Source organism: Dyella sp. 01N448 (assembly GCF_056399225.1).
In genome coordinates this window covers 512,921-529,517 of sequence record NZ_JBFTQX010000005.1, presented here as the reverse complement: position 1 = coordinate 529,517, position 16,597 = coordinate 512,921, and the positions used below count along the sequence as shown (strand labels likewise).

At 64.1% G+C, this 16,597-nt stretch carries 21 protein-coding genes and 5 tRNA genes; 11 read left to right on the top strand and 15 right to left on the bottom strand.

Features of this window, described 5'->3' with window-relative positions:
* Positions 1 to 566 precede the first annotated feature (566 nt).
* Positions 567 to 1,118, bottom strand: a complete 552-nt coding sequence (locus tag AC1DKY_RS12130; protein ID WP_441603164.1) for a Smr/MutS family protein — start codon at positions 1,116 to 1,118, stop codon at positions 567 to 569.
* 196 nt (positions 1,119 to 1,314) lie between these two features.
* Between AC1DKY_RS12130 and surE the strand changes: the two genes are divergently transcribed.
* The 4 genes from surE (at position 1,315) to AC1DKY_RS12110 (ending at position 4,498) form a co-directional block, all read left to right on the top strand.
* The gene (gene surE / locus AC1DKY_RS12125; RefSeq protein WP_441603165.1) at positions 1,315 to 2,109 is read left to right on the top strand and encodes a 5'/3'-nucleotidase SurE; all 795 of its coding nucleotides are present in this window, start codon (positions 1,315 to 1,317) and stop codon (positions 2,107 to 2,109) included.
* A gap of 4 nt (positions 2,110 to 2,113) precedes the next feature.
* Entirely contained in the window at positions 2,114 to 2,809 is a 696-nt protein-coding gene (locus AC1DKY_RS12120) for a protein-L-isoaspartate(D-aspartate) O-methyltransferase (protein WP_082121017.1), read from the top strand.
* A 25-nt stretch (positions 2,810 to 2,834) separates the two neighbouring features.
* Positions 2,835 to 3,443: a YqaA family protein gene (locus AC1DKY_RS12115; protein WP_046971491.1), complete on the top strand. Its 609-nt coding sequence runs from the start codon at positions 2,835 to 2,837 to the stop codon at positions 3,441 to 3,443.
* A gap of 65 nt (positions 3,444 to 3,508) precedes the next feature.
* Positions 3,509 to 4,498, top strand: coding sequence for a peptidoglycan DD-metalloendopeptidase family protein (locus AC1DKY_RS12110; protein ID WP_441603361.1), 990 nt, complete (start codon positions 3,509 to 3,511; stop codon positions 4,496 to 4,498).
* Positions 4,499 to 4,606: 108 nt separating this feature from the next.
* Here AC1DKY_RS12110 and AC1DKY_RS12105 read toward each other — a convergent pair whose 3' ends face one another.
* Positions 4,607 to 4,981, bottom strand: coding sequence for an Mth938-like domain-containing protein (locus AC1DKY_RS12105; protein WP_441603166.1), 375 nt, complete (start codon positions 4,979 to 4,981; stop codon positions 4,607 to 4,609).
* 13 nt (positions 4,982 to 4,994) lie between these two features.
* Positions 4,995 to 5,291 (bottom strand): ribosome assembly RNA-binding protein YhbY, encoded by a 297-nt coding sequence (gene yhbY, locus AC1DKY_RS12100; RefSeq protein WP_441603167.1) that lies wholly within the window; start codon positions 5,289 to 5,291, stop codon positions 4,995 to 4,997.
* A gap of 82 nt (positions 5,292 to 5,373) precedes the next feature.
* On the opposite strand from yhbY, the gene rlmE reads away from it, so the two are divergent.
* The 7 genes from rlmE to AC1DKY_RS12065 all read left to right on the top strand — a co-directional run bounded on the left by rlmE (position 5,374) and on the right by AC1DKY_RS12065 (position 8,997).
* Positions 5,374 to 6,024: a 23S rRNA (uridine(2552)-2'-O)-methyltransferase RlmE gene (rlmE, locus tag AC1DKY_RS12095; RefSeq protein WP_441603168.1), complete on the top strand. Its 651-nt coding sequence runs from the start codon at positions 5,374 to 5,376 to the stop codon at positions 6,022 to 6,024.
* Positions 6,021 to 7,967, top strand: coding sequence for an ATP-dependent zinc metalloprotease FtsH (gene ftsH, locus AC1DKY_RS12090; protein ID WP_441603169.1), 1,947 nt, complete (start codon positions 6,021 to 6,023; stop codon positions 7,965 to 7,967). The genes rlmE and ftsH overlap by 4 nt, the downstream gene beginning before the upstream one ends.
* 402 nt (positions 7,968 to 8,369) lie before the next feature.
* A tRNA-Arg gene (locus tag AC1DKY_RS12085) sits at positions 8,370 to 8,446 on the top strand.
* Between the two features lie 174 nt (positions 8,447 to 8,620).
* A tRNA-Pro gene (locus AC1DKY_RS12080) sits at positions 8,621 to 8,697 on the top strand.
* Positions 8,698 to 8,724: 27 nt separating this feature from the next.
* Positions 8,725 to 8,801, top strand: a tRNA-Arg gene (locus AC1DKY_RS12075).
* Positions 8,802 to 8,815: 14 nt separating this feature from the next.
* Positions 8,816 to 8,892, top strand: a tRNA-His gene (locus tag AC1DKY_RS12070).
* A 29-nt stretch (positions 8,893 to 8,921) separates the two neighbouring features.
* Positions 8,922 to 8,997, top strand: a tRNA-Lys gene (locus AC1DKY_RS12065).
* A 139-nt stretch (positions 8,998 to 9,136) separates the two neighbouring features.
* Here AC1DKY_RS12065 and AC1DKY_RS12060 read toward each other — a convergent pair.
* From AC1DKY_RS12060 to AC1DKY_RS12005, 12 genes are all read right to left on the bottom strand, one after another.
* The gene (locus tag AC1DKY_RS12060) at positions 9,137 to 10,339 is read right to left on the bottom strand and encodes an integrase (protein ID WP_477179983.1); all 1,203 of its coding nucleotides are present in this window, start codon (positions 10,337 to 10,339) and stop codon (positions 9,137 to 9,139) included.
* Positions 10,336 to 10,545: a DUF4224 domain-containing protein gene (locus AC1DKY_RS12055; protein ID WP_477179982.1), complete on the bottom strand. Its 210-nt coding sequence runs from the start codon at positions 10,543 to 10,545 to the stop codon at positions 10,336 to 10,338. The genes AC1DKY_RS12060 and AC1DKY_RS12055 overlap by 4 nt, the downstream gene beginning before the upstream one ends.
* Positions 10,542 to 11,711 carry a DNA-methyltransferase gene (locus AC1DKY_RS12050; RefSeq protein ID WP_477179981.1) on the bottom strand — a complete coding sequence of 390 codons (1,170 nt, stop codon included), beginning with the start codon at positions 11,709 to 11,711 and terminating at the stop codon, positions 10,542 to 10,544. The genes AC1DKY_RS12055 and AC1DKY_RS12050 overlap by 4 nt, the downstream gene beginning before the upstream one ends.
* A complete protein-coding gene (locus tag AC1DKY_RS12045) occupies positions 11,708 to 11,956 on the bottom strand; it encodes a hypothetical protein (protein ID WP_477179980.1) in 249 nt (82 codons plus the stop codon). The genes AC1DKY_RS12050 and AC1DKY_RS12045 overlap by 4 nt, the downstream gene beginning before the upstream one ends.
* Positions 11,953 to 12,270, bottom strand: a complete 318-nt coding sequence (locus AC1DKY_RS12040; protein ID WP_477179979.1) for a hypothetical protein — start codon at positions 12,268 to 12,270, stop codon at positions 11,953 to 11,955. The genes AC1DKY_RS12045 and AC1DKY_RS12040 overlap by 4 nt, the downstream gene beginning before the upstream one ends.
* A gap of 73 nt (positions 12,271 to 12,343) precedes the next feature.
* Complete coding sequence (locus AC1DKY_RS12035) at positions 12,344 to 13,507, bottom strand: hypothetical protein (RefSeq protein ID WP_477179978.1); 1,164 nt, start codon at positions 13,505 to 13,507, stop codon at positions 12,344 to 12,346.
* Positions 13,500 to 13,742, bottom strand: coding sequence for a hypothetical protein (locus AC1DKY_RS12030; RefSeq protein ID WP_477179977.1), 243 nt, complete (start codon positions 13,740 to 13,742; stop codon positions 13,500 to 13,502). Before AC1DKY_RS12030 ends, AC1DKY_RS12035 begins: the two co-directional genes overlap by 8 nt.
* A gap of 216 nt (positions 13,743 to 13,958) precedes the next feature.
* A complete protein-coding gene (locus AC1DKY_RS12025; protein ID WP_477179976.1) occupies positions 13,959 to 14,330 on the bottom strand; it encodes a hypothetical protein in 372 nt (123 codons plus the stop codon).
* A 545-nt stretch (positions 14,331 to 14,875) separates the two neighbouring features.
* Positions 14,876 to 15,793 (bottom strand): recombination-associated protein RdgC, encoded by a 918-nt coding sequence (locus AC1DKY_RS12020; protein ID WP_477179975.1) that lies wholly within the window; start codon positions 15,791 to 15,793, stop codon positions 14,876 to 14,878.
* On the bottom strand, positions 15,793 to 15,915 hold the full coding sequence (locus AC1DKY_RS12015) for a hypothetical protein (RefSeq protein ID WP_477179974.1): 123 nt from the start codon (positions 15,913 to 15,915) through the stop codon (positions 15,793 to 15,795). The genes AC1DKY_RS12020 and AC1DKY_RS12015 overlap by 1 nt, the downstream gene beginning before the upstream one ends.
* A 103-nt stretch (positions 15,916 to 16,018) precedes the next feature.
* The gene (locus tag AC1DKY_RS12010; RefSeq protein ID WP_477179973.1) at positions 16,019 to 16,363 is read right to left on the bottom strand and encodes a hypothetical protein; all 345 of its coding nucleotides are present in this window, start codon (positions 16,361 to 16,363) and stop codon (positions 16,019 to 16,021) included.
* Complete coding sequence (locus AC1DKY_RS12005; RefSeq protein ID WP_477179972.1) at positions 16,360 to 16,596, bottom strand: hypothetical protein; 237 nt, start codon at positions 16,594 to 16,596, stop codon at positions 16,360 to 16,362. The genes AC1DKY_RS12010 and AC1DKY_RS12005 overlap by 4 nt, the downstream gene beginning before the upstream one ends.
* Position 16,597 lies beyond the last annotated feature (1 nt).

Sequence of the window (16,597 nt, the reverse complement as noted above, 5' to 3'; positions counted from 1 at the left end):
AGTCACTTTTCTTTTGCTGGCCCAAAAGATCCCACGGGACTAGCTTCGCGTCGAAAGTAACCCAAAGAAAATGGCCTGATAACGCCCGCAGCATCGTGCTGGGATAAGCCCGAACGCTCGAGGTAACTGGTTGTGGGACAACCTCCGAGGGTACACAGGGGATACTTCAATGCGCTGCGCAACGCGCCCGAATCGCTGAGGACTTAAAGCCGGGCCTCGCTGCGCATCGGCTGTGAGTCACAGATGGCGCACTTGGTGCCGCGCCTGGCGCTTAGCTTGTCTGTGGGAGCGCACCCTGTGCGCGACAGCCACGCTTCGGTGTACCGCTCCGTAGGTTTGTCGCGCACAGGGTGCGCTCCCACAGACAAGCGGCCCGCATGGTTGAAAACTTGAGCCACGGCGTACGCACCCCCTTGTAGGAGCGCACTTGTGCGCGACCGCGGAGCTCAGATGTACCGCTCCGTAGGGTGTTCGCGCACAGGGTGCGCTCCTACAGTTAGGTTGGGGCCAGGTCGCTCGTCGTGTCCCGATCGGTGTCGCCCGGCGCACCAAGGCAACGAAAAACCCTACCGCCCCTTCAACAGCACCACCACCGCCCCCGTCCCACCCTGCATCGGCCTCGCCGACGCAAACGCCACCACATCATCCCGACGTCGCAGCATGCGATCGGTCAGCACTTTCAGCACCGGCCCGGCGGCGCGGGAGCGCAGGCCTTTGCCGTGCACGATGCGTACGCAGCGGATGCCTTGGTGTTTGGCTTCGGCGAGGAAATCGGTGATGCAGGCCTGCGCGGTGGCGGCGTTCATCTGGTGCAGGTCGATCTCGTCCTGGATGCTGTACTGGCCGCGCTTGAGTTGGCGTAGCAGTTTGGGTGGATAGCCGTCGCGCAGATAGCTCAGTTCCTCGCCCACTTCGAGGATGGTCGGGTCAAAGGCCATGTCGAGCAGTTCGCCCGGCACGGCCGCCTCGTCCGCTTCCAGCATATGCGCCTGGGGTTCGGGCTTGGGTGCGGCCGGCGTGGGCTCGACCGGATCGAAGGGACGCACCTGGTCGCCCAGGGCCTCGCGGAAGAGGCGCGCGTCATCGTCGGAGACCGGAGAGGGCGGGCGATGTTTCATGCCATGAATCGTAATGCACGGGCGTCACGCCTGTGTCGCGGCCTGGTTGAGCCGGGGGCCATGGCGGGCCTTTGGAATCGGGCGCGGGTGCGCGCTTATCTGATGTGAAACCGCCGCCCCGGTCCGGTAGACTTCAAGCTTCACCGGCAGACGCAGCCCCATCCGCGTCGCCGCGACTGGCTTAGAACGGATCATCATGCGAGTTCTTGTTAGTAACGACGATGGCGTGGATGCACCGGGCATCCGCGTGCTCGCCGAACGCCTTGGCGCGGTCGGTCAGGTCACTGTAGTGGCGCCCGACCGCGATCGCTCCGGCGCCAGCAATTCCCTGACCCTGGACGCCCCCATCCGCGCCCTGCGGATGGACAACGGTTACTACCGCGTGGCGGGCACGCCCACCGACTGCGTCCACCTGGCGCTTGCCGGCATGCTCGACTACGAGCCGGACATGGTGGTGTCGGGCATCAACAACTCCGCCAACCTGGGCGACGACGTCATCTACTCCGGCACCGTTTCGGCGGCGATGGAAGGTCGTTTCCTGGGGTTGCCGGCGATTGCCGTGTCGCTGGTCACCAAGGATCACAAAGGCGAGCACTACGACTCCGCGGCCAATGCCGTGTTGGCGCTGATGCAGCAGCTGCTGGTCGATCCGCTGCCGGCGGACACCATCCTCAACGTCAACGTGCCCGACCTGCCGTGGGATCAGATCCGCGGCTTCGAAGTCACCCGTCTGGGCAAGCGCCACCGTTCGGAACCATGCATCAAGCAGACCGATCCGCGCGGCAAGGAAATCTGGTGGATCGGCCCGTCGGGCGCCGTCGACGACGCCGGCCCGGGCACGGACTTCAATGCGGTGCATCGCGGCTATATTTCGGTGACGCCCATCCATGTCGACCTGACCCGCTTCCAGGCGCTGGAAAAGGTCAGCAGCTGGATCGGCGGCCTGAACAAGAGCGTGGCCGGCGGCAAGCCGGCCGATGAGGCAGCGTGAGGGCATGAACGTGCATCCTTTGCCGCCATCCGCACTGAAGGGCGAGGGCATGACCTCGCAGCGTGCGCGCGATCGCCTCGCCGTAAAGCTCAAGGAAGAGGGCATCCGCGATCAGCGCGTGATCGACGTGATCCGCAATACGCCGCGTCACCATTTCATCGATCAGGCGCTGCATTCGCGCGCTTACGAAAACACCGCGTTGCCGATCGGCCACGGGCAGACCATCTCCCAGCCGTGGGTGGTGGCGCGCATGACCGAAGCGCTGCTGGAGCGTCCCGACGGCAAGCAGGGCGTGCCGCAGAAGGTGCTGGAGATCGGCACGGGCTCTGGTTATCAGGCGGTGGTGCTGGCGCAGATCGTGCCGCAGGTGTTCACGGTCGAGCGCATCGAAGAGTTGCTGCGCCAGGCGCGCCGTCGCTTCCGCCAGCTCGGCCTCAACAATATTCGCTCGCGCCATGACGACGGCAAACTCGGGTGGCCCGACGAGGCACCGTTCGACGCAATCATTCTTACCGCCGCCGGCGATGCGATTCCGCACGCCGTGCTCGACCAGCTCAGCCCCACGGGCGTGCTGGTCGCCCCGGTCGGTTCGCCCAGCAACCAGACCCTGATACGCATGCGCGGCGACGGGCAGGGCGATTTCATCCAGGAAGAACTGGCCGCCGTCAGTTTCGTGCCGCTGCTTGGCGGCATCGGCTGATGCGCTCACAAGGAAACGTTTAAGCATGCGTCTGTTCGGACCGCTTTACGCGCGTGCACTCACGTGGGCGCGCCACCCCAGGGCTGTGTATTACCTGTGCGGCCTGAGTTTCGTCGAGGCTTTCATCTTCCCGATCATGCCGGAAGTGATGCTGGCGCCGATGATGCTCGGCAAGCGTCACAAGGCTTTTTTCTACGCCAACATCAGCCTGCTGTTTTCGCTGCTGGGTTCGCTGGTCGGATACGCGCTGGGCCATTGGGCCTTCCATGCGCTGTCGCCGCTGCTCGACAGCCTGCATCTGCTGGCGCCCATCGAGAAGGGCGTGGACAACCTGCGCCTGCAGATGAACCAGCATTGGCTGGGCCTGTTGCTGGTGCTTGCGCTGGCTGCGTTGCAGCCGGTGGTCCCGATGAAGTTCGTCACGTGGGCGTCGGGCATCGTGGGCGTGCCGGTGATTCCGTTCCTGGTCTGCATGGCGGTCGGCCGCGGCAAGCGCGTGTGGCTGCTGGCCTTGCTGATCCGCATTTTTGGCGAGCGTGCCGAGCGCATCCTGCACAAGCATATCGAGCGCATTGGCTGGGCGGCGCTGGTGATTTTAGCCGGCCTTTTGGCCTGGTGGTTGCTGTCGCGCTGAACGCCGGCCGGCGGACTTCGGCTGCCGTGCAAGCAATACGCATGAAAATGACGCGTCGCCTAGTTATGCTGACCGATATGAATGGATATCTCCGGTCACTGATCCTGACCTCCGTCGTCCTGCTGGCTGCCTGCGGCACCCAGCGCTCCGTCGTGGTCGAGCCATCGGCCGGCAGCTCCTCGCGCGTGGTCACGCCGACAGCGCGTCCGGTGCCGGGCGGCACCTATAAGGTGGCCAAGGGCGACACGCTCTACTCGATCGCCTTCCGCAACGGCGTGGACTTCCGCGACCTGGCGAGCTGGAACCATATCGATTCGCCTTACACGATCTGGCCGGGGCAGGAGCTGAAGCTGGCTCCCGCCGACGGCAGGCCGCCGGCAGCGGCGGCCATGCATACGGCGCCCGTGGTGGCGACGGCGACTAAGCCACCGCCGTCGACCGGCCGCGTGGTGACGCCTGCGCCGGAAGCTCAGCCGGGCTTCCAGCCGGCAACACCGTCCACTGCAAATACGACGTCTGTCGTTACGCCGCCTGCGCCGTCAGCGGCACACCCTGCCACGCCGGCGCCTGCCGCCAGCACCACGCCAGTGGTTCCCGTGGCCGGTGCGCCCACTGCCACTGCGGCCAATACGCCTCCTCCCGCTCCGCCGGTACCGGCCGCTCCGGGCGCGACGCGCAGCAATGGCGGCGTGAACTGGCGTTGGCCAGCCGACGGCACGCTGATCAAACGTTTCCAATCCGGCGATGCCATTCCCGGTATCGAGATCGGCGGCAAATCCGGTGATCCGGTGCGCGCGGCTGCCGATGGCGTGGTCGTGTATAGCGGCAACGGCCTGGTCGGCTACGGCGAGCTGGTGATCGTGAAGCACAACGACAGCTATCTGTCGGCCTATGGCCACAACAGCAAGCGACTGGTGAAGGAAGGTCAGCGTGTCACGGCAGGCCAGCCGATTGCGGAGATGGGTTCGACGGGTGCGTCGCGCGATGAGCTGCAGTTCCAGATTCGCAAGGATGGCAATCCGGTGGATCCGCTGGGATACCTGCCGCCGCGCTAAAACCGAAGTTGAAACACTGTGGGAGCGCACCCTGTGCGCGACGGGCCTTGCCTCAAGGTTCGAGGCCGTCGCGCACAGGGTGCGCTCCCACAGGAGAACCAGGTGCTTTTACGCGGGCAGGATAAACGCCGCCACCACGCGCCGACTCTCGCCAGCCAGCAAATCATAGGTACGCGCCGCCGCAGCGTTATCCATCACTTCCACGCCCACACCTTTGCGCAGCAGCCCGGCCATGAAGGCCTGGGCCGGGAACACTTGGCGCTCGCCAGTGCCCACCAGCACCACTTCCGGCTTCAAGGCGAGGATGGCGTCGATATGACTGGCGTCCAGCTCAGACGCAGCCGCGACCGGCCAGTCTTCCACCAGGCGCTCGGGCGACAACAGGAAGCTGCGGGTGAACTCGCGATCCACCACGGTAATGCCATGGGCGCCGACACGGCGCACAAAGAGATAGCCTTCGGGACGATCGAGCGACAGATCCATCGCCGGGTGGCCCTTAGCGGGGCAGGGCGAGCTTGGGCTCGTCCTCGTTGCGGCGGAACAGCACCACGATGTGGCCGATCTGCTGCACGCTTTCGGACTGCGTGCCTTCAGCCAGGAAGTCGATCTGCTGCTGACGCTCGTCCTTGTCGCCGCCGGACAGCTTCACCTTGACCAGCTCATGCTGGGACAGCGCCAGATCCAACTCCTTGCGCACAGCCTCGGTCGCGCCCTTGGCGCCCAGCAGGATGACGGGGCTGAGATCGTGCGCAAGGCTGCGCAGGTAGCGGCGCTGCGAATTGGAAAGTGCCATGCGTTCAGTCTCGGATTCACTGCGATAGGACAGGTAAGGGTATCATGCGGCCATCTCCCCCGTATCTGTGGCACCTCGGCCTATGGCTCGCAGCAAAAGTAGTTCCCGCTGGCTGCGGGAGCACTTCGATGATGTTTATGTGAAGAAAGCCCAGGCTGAGGGGCTGCGTTCGCGTGCCGTTTTCAAGCTGGAAGAGCTGATCGACAAGGATCGCCTGCTCAAGCCCAATATGCGCGTGGTCGACCTGGGCGCCGCCCCCGGCGGCTGGTCGCAGCTGGTACGCCAGCGCCTGGGCGACACCGGTCACGTGGTAGCCATGGACATCCTGCCGATGCAGGGCATTGGCGGCGTGGACTTCCTTCAGGGCGATTTTCGCGAGGAATCGGTGCTGCAGGAGCTGGAAAGCCGCCTGCAGGGGCAACAGGTCGATCTTGTGCTGTCTGATATGGCCCCCAATATGAGTGGTGTGGCCCTGTCGGATCAGATCCGGGCAATGGACCTGGCCGAGCTGGCGCTGGACTTCAGCCGCCAATGGCTCAAGCCCGGCGGCTCGTTTCTGATCAAGTTGTTCCAGGGGACAGGCTTTGACGACTACATCCGCAGCTTGCGCGCAGACTTCACCCGCGTAACGATGCGTAAACCCAAGGCCTCCCGCGCGCGTTCGCGGGAGGTGTATGCATTAGCTGTGGGCCGAAAGATCCATGGCGGGCAATCCGGCGAGAACCGTGCATGAATGAAATGGCGAAAAACCTGCTGCTCTGGCTGATCATCGCGGTGGTTCTGCTCACCGTGTTCCAGAGCTTCAACCCGCATGGCGCCTCCTCGTCGGACCTGCCTTACAGCAGCTTCGTGCAGAGCGTCGACAACGGGAACGTGGCCTCGGCCAACATCAGTGCCGACCAGCCGGCCGCCATCAGCGGCAAGCTGAAGGACGGCAGCTCGTTCCGCACGGTCGCACCGGTCCTGGGCTGGTCCACCAACGGGGTGGTCAAGCAGATGCAGGACAAGGGCGTCGAGGTCCGCCAGGAGCCTTCCAACAACGGCTTCTCGCTGCTGGGCCTGCTGCTCAACTGGCTGCCCATCATCCTGATCGTCGGCGTGTTCATCTGGTTCATGCGCCAGATGCAGGCCGGTGCGGGTGGTCGCGGCGCCATGAGCTTCGGCCGCTCGCGCGCCAAGCTGCAGGGCGAGGATCAGATCAAGGTCAACTTCAGCGACGTCGCCGGCTGCGATGAAGCCAAGGAAGAAGTCGGCGAGCTGGTCGAATTCCTGCGCGATCCGGGCAAGTTCCAGAAGCTGGGCGGCAAGATTCCGCGCGGCGTGCTGATGGTCGGTCCCCCGGGTACCGGCAAGACGCTGCTGGCCAAGGCCATCGCCGGCGAAGCCAAGGTGCCGTTCTTCTCGATCTCCGGTTCGGACTTCGTGGAGATGTTCGTGGGCGTCGGCGCCAGCCGCGTGCGCGACATGTTCGAGCAGGCCAAGAAGCACGCGCCGTGTATCATCTTCATCGACGAAATCGACGCGGTCGGTCGTCATCGCGGCGCCGGTCTGGGCGGCGGTCATGACGAGCGCGAGCAGACCCTCAACCAGTTGCTGGTGGAAATGGACGGTTTCGAAGGCACCGAAGGTGTCATCGTGATCGCCGCCACCAACCGTCCCGACGTGCTCGATCCCGCACTGCTGCGTCCGGGTCGCTTCGACCGCCAGGTCGTGGTGGGCCTGCCGGACGTGAAGGGCCGTGAGCAGATCCTCAAGGTGCATATGCGTCGCGTGCCGATTTCCTCGGACGTCGATGCGATGACCATCGCGCGCGGTACCCCGGGCTTCTCGGGCGCCGATCTCGCCAACCTGGTGAACGAGGCTGCCTTGTTTGCCGCACGCGAGAACGCCCGCGACGTGCGCATGATTCATCTGGACAAGGCGCGCGACAAGATCCTGATGGGTGCCGAGCGCCGCTCGATGGCCATGAGCGAGGACGAGAAGAAGCTGACGGCGTATCACGAAGCCGGTCACGCCATCGTCGGCCGTCTGGTGCCCGAGCACGACCCGGTCTACAAGGTCACCATCATCCCGCGCGGTCGCGCGCTGGGCGTGACGATGTACCTGCCCGAGGGCGACAAGTACAGCATGAACCGCGTGGCGATCGAATCGCAGCTGTGCTCGCTGTACGGCGGCCGCGTGGCCGAGGCGCTGATCTTCGGCGAGGACAAGGTGACCACCGGTGCGTCCAACGACATCGAGCGCGCCACCAAGATGGCCCGCAACATGGCCACCAAGTGGGGCCTGTCCGACACGCTCGGTCCGGTGACCTATGGCGAGGAAGAGGACGAAGTGTTCCTCGGCCGCGCCGTCACGCAGCACAAGAACGTCTCCAATGAGACGGCGCGCAAGATCGACGAGGAAGTGCGTGCCATCCTCGATCGCAACTACGCCCGCACCAAGCAGCTGCTGACCGACAACATCGACAAGCTGCACGTGATGGCCGACGCGCTGCTGCAGTACGAGACCATCGACGCGCGCCAGATCGACGACATCATGGCTGGCCGCGTACCTGGCCCGCCGGCGGATTGGTCGAAGAACTCCAGCGGCTCTACGCCGCCGCCTCCGCCGCCGCGTGGCGACAGCGGCGCCAAGGTGGGTGATCCGGCCACTCAGAGCCGCGTCGCCGATCGCTGATCGCGCTACATGCACAGAAGAAAGGCGGCCATAGGCCGCCTTTTCTTTTGCGCGCGAACGCTGCGAGAGCGCAGCGCTTCTGGCGACGGACCACTGTAGGAGCGCACTTGTGCGCGACAACCAGGCGAAGCAGAGGCGACATGGCGCTGCGGTCGCGCACAAGTGCGCTCCTACAAAGGATCGGCAATTTTTTTGCGTGAAGGTGTAGCCGAAAGTGAAACAGAAGGCTAAAATAGCGGGCTCGAGTGAAGTGCAGTCATCGCCGAACGTGAAGATTTCCACACGGCAATGCAAAAAAACTGAAAAAAAGAGTTGACGCACCGCCCTCGAATCTGAATAATTCCGCTTCTCGCTTCGGCGCTTTCCACCTCGGTGGTTAAGCGACAAGGCAAAAGTTAAAACGCGCCCGTAGCTCAGTTGGATAGAGTACCAGGCTACGAACTTGGTGGTCGGGAGTTCGAATCTCTCCGGGCGCGCCATATAACAGCAAGATGTGATGTTCGCATCACGGCTTGCACCGCAAGGCAATGAATCGCCAGGCGGTCCGAACGTAAGGTTTAGAAGTTCGGTGTGCTTTGATACGGATTGACTAGGCTAGGCGTCACCCGTAGCATTTCAAAGCTTCAGCCCGAACAGGTTGAGGGTTTCGAAATCGGGGTATAGCTCAGCCTGGTAGAGCGCCAGCTTTGGGAGCTGGATGTCGGGGGTTCGAATCCCTCTGCCCCGACCATGCAGATGCTATGCACAATGTGCACAAGCGCCTGTAGCTCAACCGGATAGAGCATCGGCCTTCTAAGCCGACGGTTGCAGGTTCGATTCCTGTCGGGCGCGCCAGTTCAAAGTTTGCGGTGGATGTAGCTCAGCTGGTTAGAGCATCGGATTGTGATTCCGAGGGTCGTGGGTTCGAGTCCCATCTTCCACCCCAGTTGACGAAAGTAAGTACAAACAGTTTCAGGGCCGTTAGCTCAGTTGGTAGAGCAGTTGACTCTTAATCAATTGGTCGAAAGTTCGAATCTTTCACGGCCCACCAATAAGAACAGCCACTTAGCGAAAACTAAGTGGCTGTTTTCTTTTGTACCGGAAAAATACCCGGAAAATTAGCCGTCTTGTCGGCCATGAAAAAGGCGCCCGAAGGCGCCTCTCGCGAGTTGATGCAAGGTTGATTTTGCTCACTTCGGCCGCCGTTTTGCTGGCGCGACCACGGGCACATTGTGGTTGTAGAGCTGGGCCATCGAATCGGTTTTGTGCCCACTCGCTTCCTTCCGCTCGGCCGCGCCGCCGTCCGTATCGGTGACGCCGCGATGCTTCAGGCCGTGCAGGGTGAAGCGCTGTTCCTTTGTGATCACGCCGTCCTTGATGGCCATCTGCATGAAGCGCTGCCAGGCGCTGTCCAGTGTGGTGCGATCTTCCGGGTTGCCCTCGGCGTCGAGCTTCACCAGCGGCATGCCTTTCTCGCTGACCAGCAGCGGCCGATCTTTGGCGAGCAGCGGGACCACGTATCCCTTCTTGGCGGCCAGCTTTTCGAACACGCGCTTGCGCACCGCAATGGCCGCGTCCCACGCTTCGACCAACTCAGGCGACCAAGCCGTGATGGTGTCGAGCGAGCCCTTACGCCGCACACCGAGCACGCCTTCCTCGAGCTTGTTGGCGTCGGTGAGCATCATCACCTCGACGCCGCGCAGGCGGCAGCGGTAGGCGATCGCCATGGTGATCCAGATATACGGCGGGCACGAACCCTCGGTACGCGACTGGCGCGCGCCGCGCTCGCGCGCGTAGGCGATTACCGTGTCCATCACCTCGTGCACAGGCATGCTCTTCTTGCCGACCTCGTCTGCCTGCTTCACATCGTGCGCCGGGTTGGTGCGGTCGTTGATCTTGCCGCGCTGCATGCCCCAGGCGAACAGTCGGCCCAGGTAGCGCTTCACGTGGTTAGCCGACGACGGCCGCGTCTTGGCGATCTCGTCGACGATGGTTTGCACATCTACCTTGCGCAAGCGATTGACGACCAGCTGGTCGGCCGTCACCTTAAGCCCGGTACGCAGTTTCGTCAGAGCGCGCAGGCAGAACTCGTAGTCGCGCTGTGTGTTCGGCTTGAGCTTGCCCCAGTCCGTGTGCTGCGTGAGTTCGCCATGCAGCCAAGCGATCGTGCCGCCCTTCGTGCTCGACCCGATTTCATCGATCACGCGGTACAGCTGCGCGAGCGTGGCATCGGACCCAGCAATGCGCTTGCGCTGATTGCGCTTGCCGCCTTCGCCGAGCTTGGTGTACCACACCCGGTCACGGCTGTCCCAATACGCGCCCGCCGGCAGCTTGCGCTGATCTATATGGCGCGGAATGGTTGGGTCGATCTTTCGTGGGCGTCCGCGTGTCATCCGAGGATGTTTCCTTCGTACATGCCGTCGTTGGAGCTGTGCTTGATACCGCCGGCGGCATCAAGCATGGCCAGTGTCATCCAGGGGCCGTCCTTGCCAGCGAAATAGCGAATCCCCTGTGCACGGAGGCACCGCTCGATGTCTGCAGGGCGCTTGTAGCCGGTGGCAGTAGCGAGGTCTTCCGCGGTTACGATGCCATTGGTCATGCTGCGTCTCCGAGCGGCAGCCGTAGTTGCACGGCACCGATGCGCGCACGCGCGATGGTGGCGTAGTCGCTGTCCTGCTCTATGCCTATAAAGTCGAAGCCCTCGAGGAGCGCGCCTCGCCCCGTGCTACCCGATCCCATAAATGGGTCCAAGACTATGCCACCGGCGGGCGTTACGAGGCGGCACAAGTAACGCATGAGCTCAGTGGGCTTCACGGTCGGGTGGTTATTGGCTGTCGGCGCCGGCGCGCCGCCGTCGCGGCGCGTGATGTGCTGCCCGCTGGTGTTCGACACCATGCCGCTCTTGCGAAGCGGCAAGCCATCGCAGCCGTCGTTTCGATCCTTCTTGTTGGCCTTGGCGCAGTAGAAGAACCTCGCCGCGCTGCCGCCGTCTCCGCGCTTGTCCTGGCCATTCGAGCCGCGGGTCATCACACCGTAGGCGTTCTGGCCGGCGCGACGTGTGGCGCTCGTGCTCGCCTTCGCCAGCTGACCAGGGGCATGCGGGAACGCCGCAACGACCTCGGGGCTGCCATCATGGATTACGTTTGCGGGCCAACGGCCGTCCGGATCGCCACCGCGTGGCCCTGGCGTCACCGAGAAGTTGGTACCGCTAGCCGCCATATATCGACGGTCGGCGGAGGCCTCGCCGGCGCGACCACGAGTCTCATCGTGACGGCACGGAATGACGCCCGAACCGGTACGCAACTGCTCGTCGTTCGTGCCAACGCGGCATGCGTCGATGTTGAGGTCCCCGGTGCCGAACTGCGCGTGGTTGGAGGCCACCGTTCCAATAAGCGGCTTGCGAGCTACCACGATGGGTTCGTGCGCCGGCTTGAGCCCGGTACCACCCCAGGGCCCGTTCTTCGACTTCGGGAAGCCGCTACCGTAAATCCACATGATGGAATCTCTAATCTCCCAGCCGGCATCTTCGATTGCGCATGCCATGCGGTGATAGGTCCGGCTTCCGCCAAACGCGATCAGATGTGCGCCTGGCTTGGCGACGCGAAGGAACTCGGCCCAAAAGGACACGCCCGGTACTCCGTGATCCCAAGCCTTTCCCATGAATCCCAGACCATAGGGCGGGTCCGTCACGATAGAGTCGATGCTGTTGGGCTCGAAGCCAGGCAGCACGTCCTCGCACTGGCCCACGTGGATCGACACGCTCATGCGACATCACCGGTGGTAAGGGAAACAACCGGATGCGCGGTACCGAAGATCCACAGGCGCACCGGCGCGCCGTTGAGGATGGCCTCGATCTCCTCAGCTGTCGGCTTCCACTCGGAGGCCATGACGTTGCCGTTGGACGTCTCCACGTCGAGGATGGGCAGGGCATCGCAGGGCAGTTCCTTGCCGTCCCAGTTCGCAGGGGCACCGAGCACCCGCGTGGCGCCTTCAATATGGGCGATGTTCATGCAGTCACCGTTGCTTTGGCGATGGCTGCCCGCGCTCGATCGAACTCAACGGTATTCCTGTCGGCGACTGCCACGACACCCAGCAGCGCTTCCAGCAGATCCGGCGCGGCGGCGATCAGGCGTGCGTCCGGGTGATTGACGTTCGCGCACCAGTGTGCGTGATGCTCGCGCTCGACGAACGGCACAACCCAGCCGTCATGCTCGTGCGGGGCGTACATGATGTTGAACTCGCCGCCGGCGATGGCGCTGTTGAAGCGCGGCGCGGCGTGCTGCATACCCCATCGCCCGAAGTCCATCACCGTCTTGTCGAACATGGGGCGGCCGCCCACCAGGTGGATCGACTTGGATTGCCGGTTGACCTCCCATCGCCAAGGGCCGCGGCTATGCTCAGCCATGGGCCACCTCGCGCGCCAGAAGGCGGTCAATCTCTGCAGCTATCAACGCGCCGGCCTTTTCGAGTTCGCGAATGCGCGACGCGTCGGAGTTGTCCGGCCCAGGCTTCCAAAAGCCTTTGTCCCATGGCCAATACGTAGGCATTCCGCCGCGAAGCGATCCGCGAACGCCCGTATCCGAGCAAGCCATGTTCGCATAGCAGATAGCAGCCATCGTGAGGATGCCGGGCTGGTTGTCCGCGTCGTGTTCGCGACTCCAGCCCTTGACGTGAATCTGGCGCTGTCGCTCTGCGGCAATGAGCGCTGCACCGCCCATGTTGTCGTCCAGCGTGCCGATGGCCAGTGGGTGGTCGCGATGGACGCGGAACCCAGCCGCGTTGCGGTGTCCACCACCACCGTACTGCTTGGCGATCTCGGACACGTCCAGGCCGGCATCGGTCGAGCGCAGGCTGAAGACGCGGTTTTCGGCGGTGTCCCAGTAGCAGGCGGCAAAGGGCTCGCCGGCAGCCATCAGGTGGCCCGCATCGCTGCTCATCGTGTAGGGCAGGTTTGCCACCGGCACGTCGTGGCCACCGATGACCATGCGCCGCTGGGTTACTGAAACCAGCTCGGCGACGTCCTTGTGATGCTTGCGCTCGATAGCGGCACCATCCATCGCCAGCTGCTCGGTGCTGGCGCGCATGAGGTCATCCCACACGGCGAAGTCGTAGGGATAGGAGAACAGTGCAGCCTGAATCTCGCGGGTGCACGATAGGTCGAAGCGCCAGAGGTCGCGGTCTTCGATGTGCTGGATAAGCGCCGGCGCCTGCTCCGGATGGAAGAAGTCCCATGCCATGCGTGCGCCGCTACGCTGCATATCGAAGTGCACAGTGACGTTTACAGGCAGGCCTTCGGGGGAAAGATCGGCCTGGGCCGTCTTGTGGTGGTCGAGCACGACGATTTTCTGTGCGCGGGACGCCATGTCGATCAGCACTGCGCGCGGATAGCTGAAGTCCACGATGTAGACGGTGCGGCCATCGACCGCCGGAGGCTCGCTGCCATAGCCGGCGGCGTGGAACTCGACGCCCTCGCGCAGCGCCGCGCGCACCGCCCAGGCCGCACCGAAGCCGTCGGCGCAGTTCGCGTGATAGATGCAAAGGGCTTTGGTCGGGTTAGACATTGGCGCTCTCCTGGCGCTCGCCCTTACGAATCAGGCGACGGTGATGGGCTTCGGACTCGCCGCGGGCTTCGAGCAGGTTGCGCTCGGCGCGGGCGAGTGCCGCATTGATGGAAGGGTTGTTGCTGTCGTTGGCCGAGAGGCGCGCCTTGCGCACCGCGCTCAGCGCGAGCTCAACGGCCGTCTTGCAGCTGCTGGCGCCATTGATGAGCTGGTTGAGTTTGGGAAGAGCGTTCATGCGTTCCTCGGTGTGAAGCTTCGGCAGTGGTGCCGCGCGCCGGCGTGGTATCCGCCGTGTCCTTCGCTGCAGCTGCCAATGCCGGCAGGCGGGTTGATCGGGTCAGGGGTGAAGTGGCGGCAGTCTTCGCAGCGCGTGCCCAGGAAACTCACGTAGCGGACCGGTCCGTAGTTCTGTGCCGGTTGCCGCTTCGCTGGCGCGCGCTGCGCTGGCTGCCTAGTTGGCACGCTTGGCCAACTCCTCGCGGATCACTGCGACGCTCATGCGGGTATGGCCGTCCGTGAGGTACCAGTCGGGCAGGTCGAGCCCGCGGAAGAATTCGCCGAAGTGGCGATAGGCGCCGATGCAAGCCTCTGCGAAACCCTTGTGGGTGACGACGGTGCCGACGGGCACCTCGCGCTCGTTGGGGCGACCGATCTTCAACTCGAAGGTCTTCTGTTTGCGGACCTTCGCGCAGATCGCCGTGACGGCGTCGACTGTGATGCCGAAGCGCTGCGCGACATCGATGCGCGACGCCGCGCCACGGGCGTTGGCGATTTCGCTATCTCGGTGCGGGTCGCGCTGGTGCGCGTAGATCGGGGACGCCATCACGAATCCTTTGCCGGCCTCACCGGCGTGTGTGTTGGGTGGCAGTGGCCGGTGCTGTGCCTCCGGCATTGCGTGAAGCCATTCGGGGCCTCGGACCTCACGCATATCTGGGCGACTTCTTGCAGCGCGCGGCCGCCCAACCCCACTTTTGAACTAGCGCATCAGCCTGCGCATTCACTGCCATACATGGAGCGAGCCGGAACGATCACCGTCTCCGCTGGCCGGAATGCGACTGCCCGCGCACCCAGCTCGCTTCATGTGCCCTGTGCTACTCGACAGGGCCGCGAGGCAACTTCTCTCCACTTGCGATAGGCGCGATTTCTGGACATTTATTTAGGCCCGTCTTGAATCACGCGAAGTCATCCAGGCCCAACTTGTAGGTGCCGGTTACGTGTCCGGCGTCGTTACGTTCTCCTCTGCTCCCCGGATCAAGTTGCCGGTTTTGCTTCGGCGCAGAGCGACCGTTCTTCGCCTCAGGGTTCGGTGCCGGTTGCGTCTCCGGCGTCGCCCGTCGGCGACCGCTTGGCCCAGCGTGGGCGTAACCGTCAGGTGTCCTTTGGCCTCGGCAGGCCAAACCATTCCTCGAACTTCGAGAGCAGCTGCTGCAGCTCCAGGCGCAGCAGCGCGAAGGTGGCATCTGCCTCTGCCGCCGCGTCCGGGTGCTCGTCGCCCAGCTGTTCCGTGACCACGTCCAGGAACTTGAGCTTGCGCACGACCAGGTCTTCGCCCAGCACGAAGGACATGCGCTCGTCGAGCACCAAGCCCAGGCGAAACACCTGCTTGCCGTTGCGCAGGTGTTCCTTCACTTCCTCGCTGTCGAGGTCATCGCGGCGGCCGCGCCAGATGCCGCCGTCGCTGCTGGCCGGATCGCGCAGTTCCACTTCATCGCCAAGTGCGAGGCCAGCCGGCAGCGTGCCGTTGGCCAGCCAGTCGGTCAGCAGCACGCGCGGACCTTCGTCGGGAGCGAGCGGCACGGCAGGGAAGCTGCCCAAGGCTTCACGCATCTGCGTCAGAACGCCTTCGGCGCGGCTACGCGTGGCGGTGTCCACCACCATCCAGCCGTTCCGCAGATCGACATAGGCGCGCATGCGGCTGGAGCGCACAAAGGCGCGCGGCACGAGCTCGTTCAACACGTCTTCCTTGATGCGCTTGCGCTCACGGCCACCCACGCGGCGTCCTTCGTCTTCGGAAATCTTCATGACTCGGCGGTGCAGCGCATCGTTGACCACGGCGGCCGGCAGCAGCTTGGCCTCCGTGCCCGATACCACGAGCGTGGCCAAGTCGACGGTGTGCGTCAGCGGCGCGTCGGCGCCATTGCCCACCGGCGGCACGAAACCGCTCGTGCCGATTTCCATCGGTCCGCACTCGCGCAGTCGGTGATCGGGCAGAACTTCGTCGAGGCGCGCGAGGTCTTCGGCGACCGCCGGCGAGAATCGAAACAGGGAGAGGTTGCGGAAAAACATCAGAGCGCCTTTGCGATGCGGACGGTGGTGACGATGACCAGGAGCAGGCCGGTCACGGCGCACTCGGTCACGAGGCAATAGCGGAGGAGGGCGCGCCAGTCGTCGCGCGTTGCGGGCGTCATTCGGCGTCGTCCTCGTTGCGCTGCTTCCAGTAGCGCAGGAGGCTGCAAACCAGCAGGCCGATGCACGCGCCCAGCGACACGCCGACGAAGAAGCAGACGGCGCTCATGCGCGCACATCCAAAAGGCCACCAACCGCGGCGCGTGAGCGGGAAAGGGAGGGGCGCTCAGGCGCCGCGGTCAGTGGCGGGGGAAAAGGGATATCGAACAGCTTCGAAGCGGCCTCGGCTTCGTGTTCGAGCAGGTCGAACGACGCGTCACCGATCCAGAGAATCGTGAGGCTGCGCGATCGCTGCAGGCGGCACTTCGCGCTCTCAGCAGCGGCAAAGGCAATCTGCATCGATTGGCCGCTCAGCTGTAGCGACGCCATATAGACCGAGGACGTGCGCGACAGGTGGACATCGCGCGGCATGGCGGCAGAGCCGCGCAGGGTGACGGTCTTGTAGCTCACAGGACACCCGTGAGCATGCCGATGAAGCCCGGGATGATGACGCTGGCGAAGCCGCCAACGAGCCAGGACACCGCGTGCTTGCCGGGCTGGTGGCAGTGATCCTCACCGGGTGGCAGGTCGTGTGCCGGGAACTGGTAATAGACGACGTTGCCGGTGACGCGGCGAATGGGGAGCTGACTGCCACGGGCTGCACGCTTGAACTGGGTGAATCGACTGGCTGCAGAAGGCGTCATA

Bases quoted from the DNA above. Each gene is read 5' to 3' on its own strand.
- AC1DKY_RS12005 (WP_477179972.1), bottom strand. From the start codon at position 16,596: ATGACGCCTTCTGCAGCCAGTCGATTCACCCAGTTCAAGCGTGCAGCC.
- AC1DKY_RS12115 (WP_046971491.1), top strand. From the start codon at position 2,835: ATGCGTCTGTTCGGACCGCTTTACGCGCGTGCACTCACGTGGGCGCGC.
- surE (WP_441603165.1), top strand. From the start codon at position 1,315: ATGCGAGTTCTTGTTAGTAACGACGATGGCGTGGATGCACCGGGCATC.
- AC1DKY_RS12015 (WP_477179974.1), bottom strand. From the start codon at position 15,915: ATGACGCCCGCAACGCGCGACGACTGGCGCGCCCTCCTCCGCTATTGC.
- AC1DKY_RS12020 (WP_477179975.1), bottom strand. From the start codon at position 15,793: ATGTTTTTCCGCAACCTCTCCCTGTTTCGATTCTCGCCGGCGGTCGCC.
- AC1DKY_RS12105 (WP_441603166.1), bottom strand. From the start codon at position 4,981: ATGGATCTGTCGCTCGATCGTCCCGAAGGCTATCTCTTTGTGCGCCGT.
- rlmE (WP_441603168.1), top strand. From the start codon at position 5,374: ATGGCTCGCAGCAAAAGTAGTTCCCGCTGGCTGCGGGAGCACTTCGAT.
- yhbY (WP_441603167.1), bottom strand. From the start codon at position 5,291: ATGGCACTTTCCAATTCGCAGCGCCGCTACCTGCGCAGCCTTGCGCAC.
- AC1DKY_RS12060 (WP_477179983.1), bottom strand. From the start codon at position 10,339: ATGACACGCGGACGCCCACGAAAGATCGACCCAACCATTCCGCGCCAT.
- ftsH (WP_441603169.1), top strand. From the start codon at position 6,021: ATGAATGAAATGGCGAAAAACCTGCTGCTCTGGCTGATCATCGCGGTG.
- AC1DKY_RS12045 (WP_477179980.1), bottom strand. From the start codon at position 11,956: ATGAACATCGCCCATATTGAAGGCGCCACGCGGGTGCTCGGTGCCCCT.
- AC1DKY_RS12050 (WP_477179981.1), bottom strand. From the start codon at position 11,711: ATGAGCGTGTCGATCCACGTGGGCCAGTGCGAGGACGTGCTGCCTGGC.
- AC1DKY_RS12110 (WP_441603361.1), top strand. From the start codon at position 3,509: ATGCTGACCGATATGAATGGATATCTCCGGTCACTGATCCTGACCTCC.
- AC1DKY_RS12040 (WP_477179979.1), bottom strand. From the start codon at position 12,270: ATGTTCGACAAGACGGTGATGGACTTCGGGCGATGGGGTATGCAGCAC.
- AC1DKY_RS12120 (WP_082121017.1), top strand. From the start codon at position 2,114: ATGAACGTGCATCCTTTGCCGCCATCCGCACTGAAGGGCGAGGGCATG.
- AC1DKY_RS12035 (WP_477179978.1), bottom strand. From the start codon at position 13,507: ATGTCTAACCCGACCAAAGCCCTTTGCATCTATCACGCGAACTGCGCC.
- AC1DKY_RS12055 (WP_477179982.1), bottom strand. From the start codon at position 10,545: ATGACCAATGGCATCGTAACCGCGGAAGACCTCGCTACTGCCACCGGC.
- AC1DKY_RS12130 (WP_441603164.1), bottom strand. From the start codon at position 1,118: ATGAAACATCGCCCGCCCTCTCCGGTCTCCGACGATGACGCGCGCCTC.
- AC1DKY_RS12030 (WP_477179977.1), bottom strand. From the start codon at position 13,742: ATGAACGCTCTTCCCAAACTCAACCAGCTCATCAATGGCGCCAGCAGC.
- AC1DKY_RS12025 (WP_477179976.1), bottom strand. From the start codon at position 14,330: ATGGCGTCCCCGATCTACGCGCACCAGCGCGACCCGCACCGAGATAGC.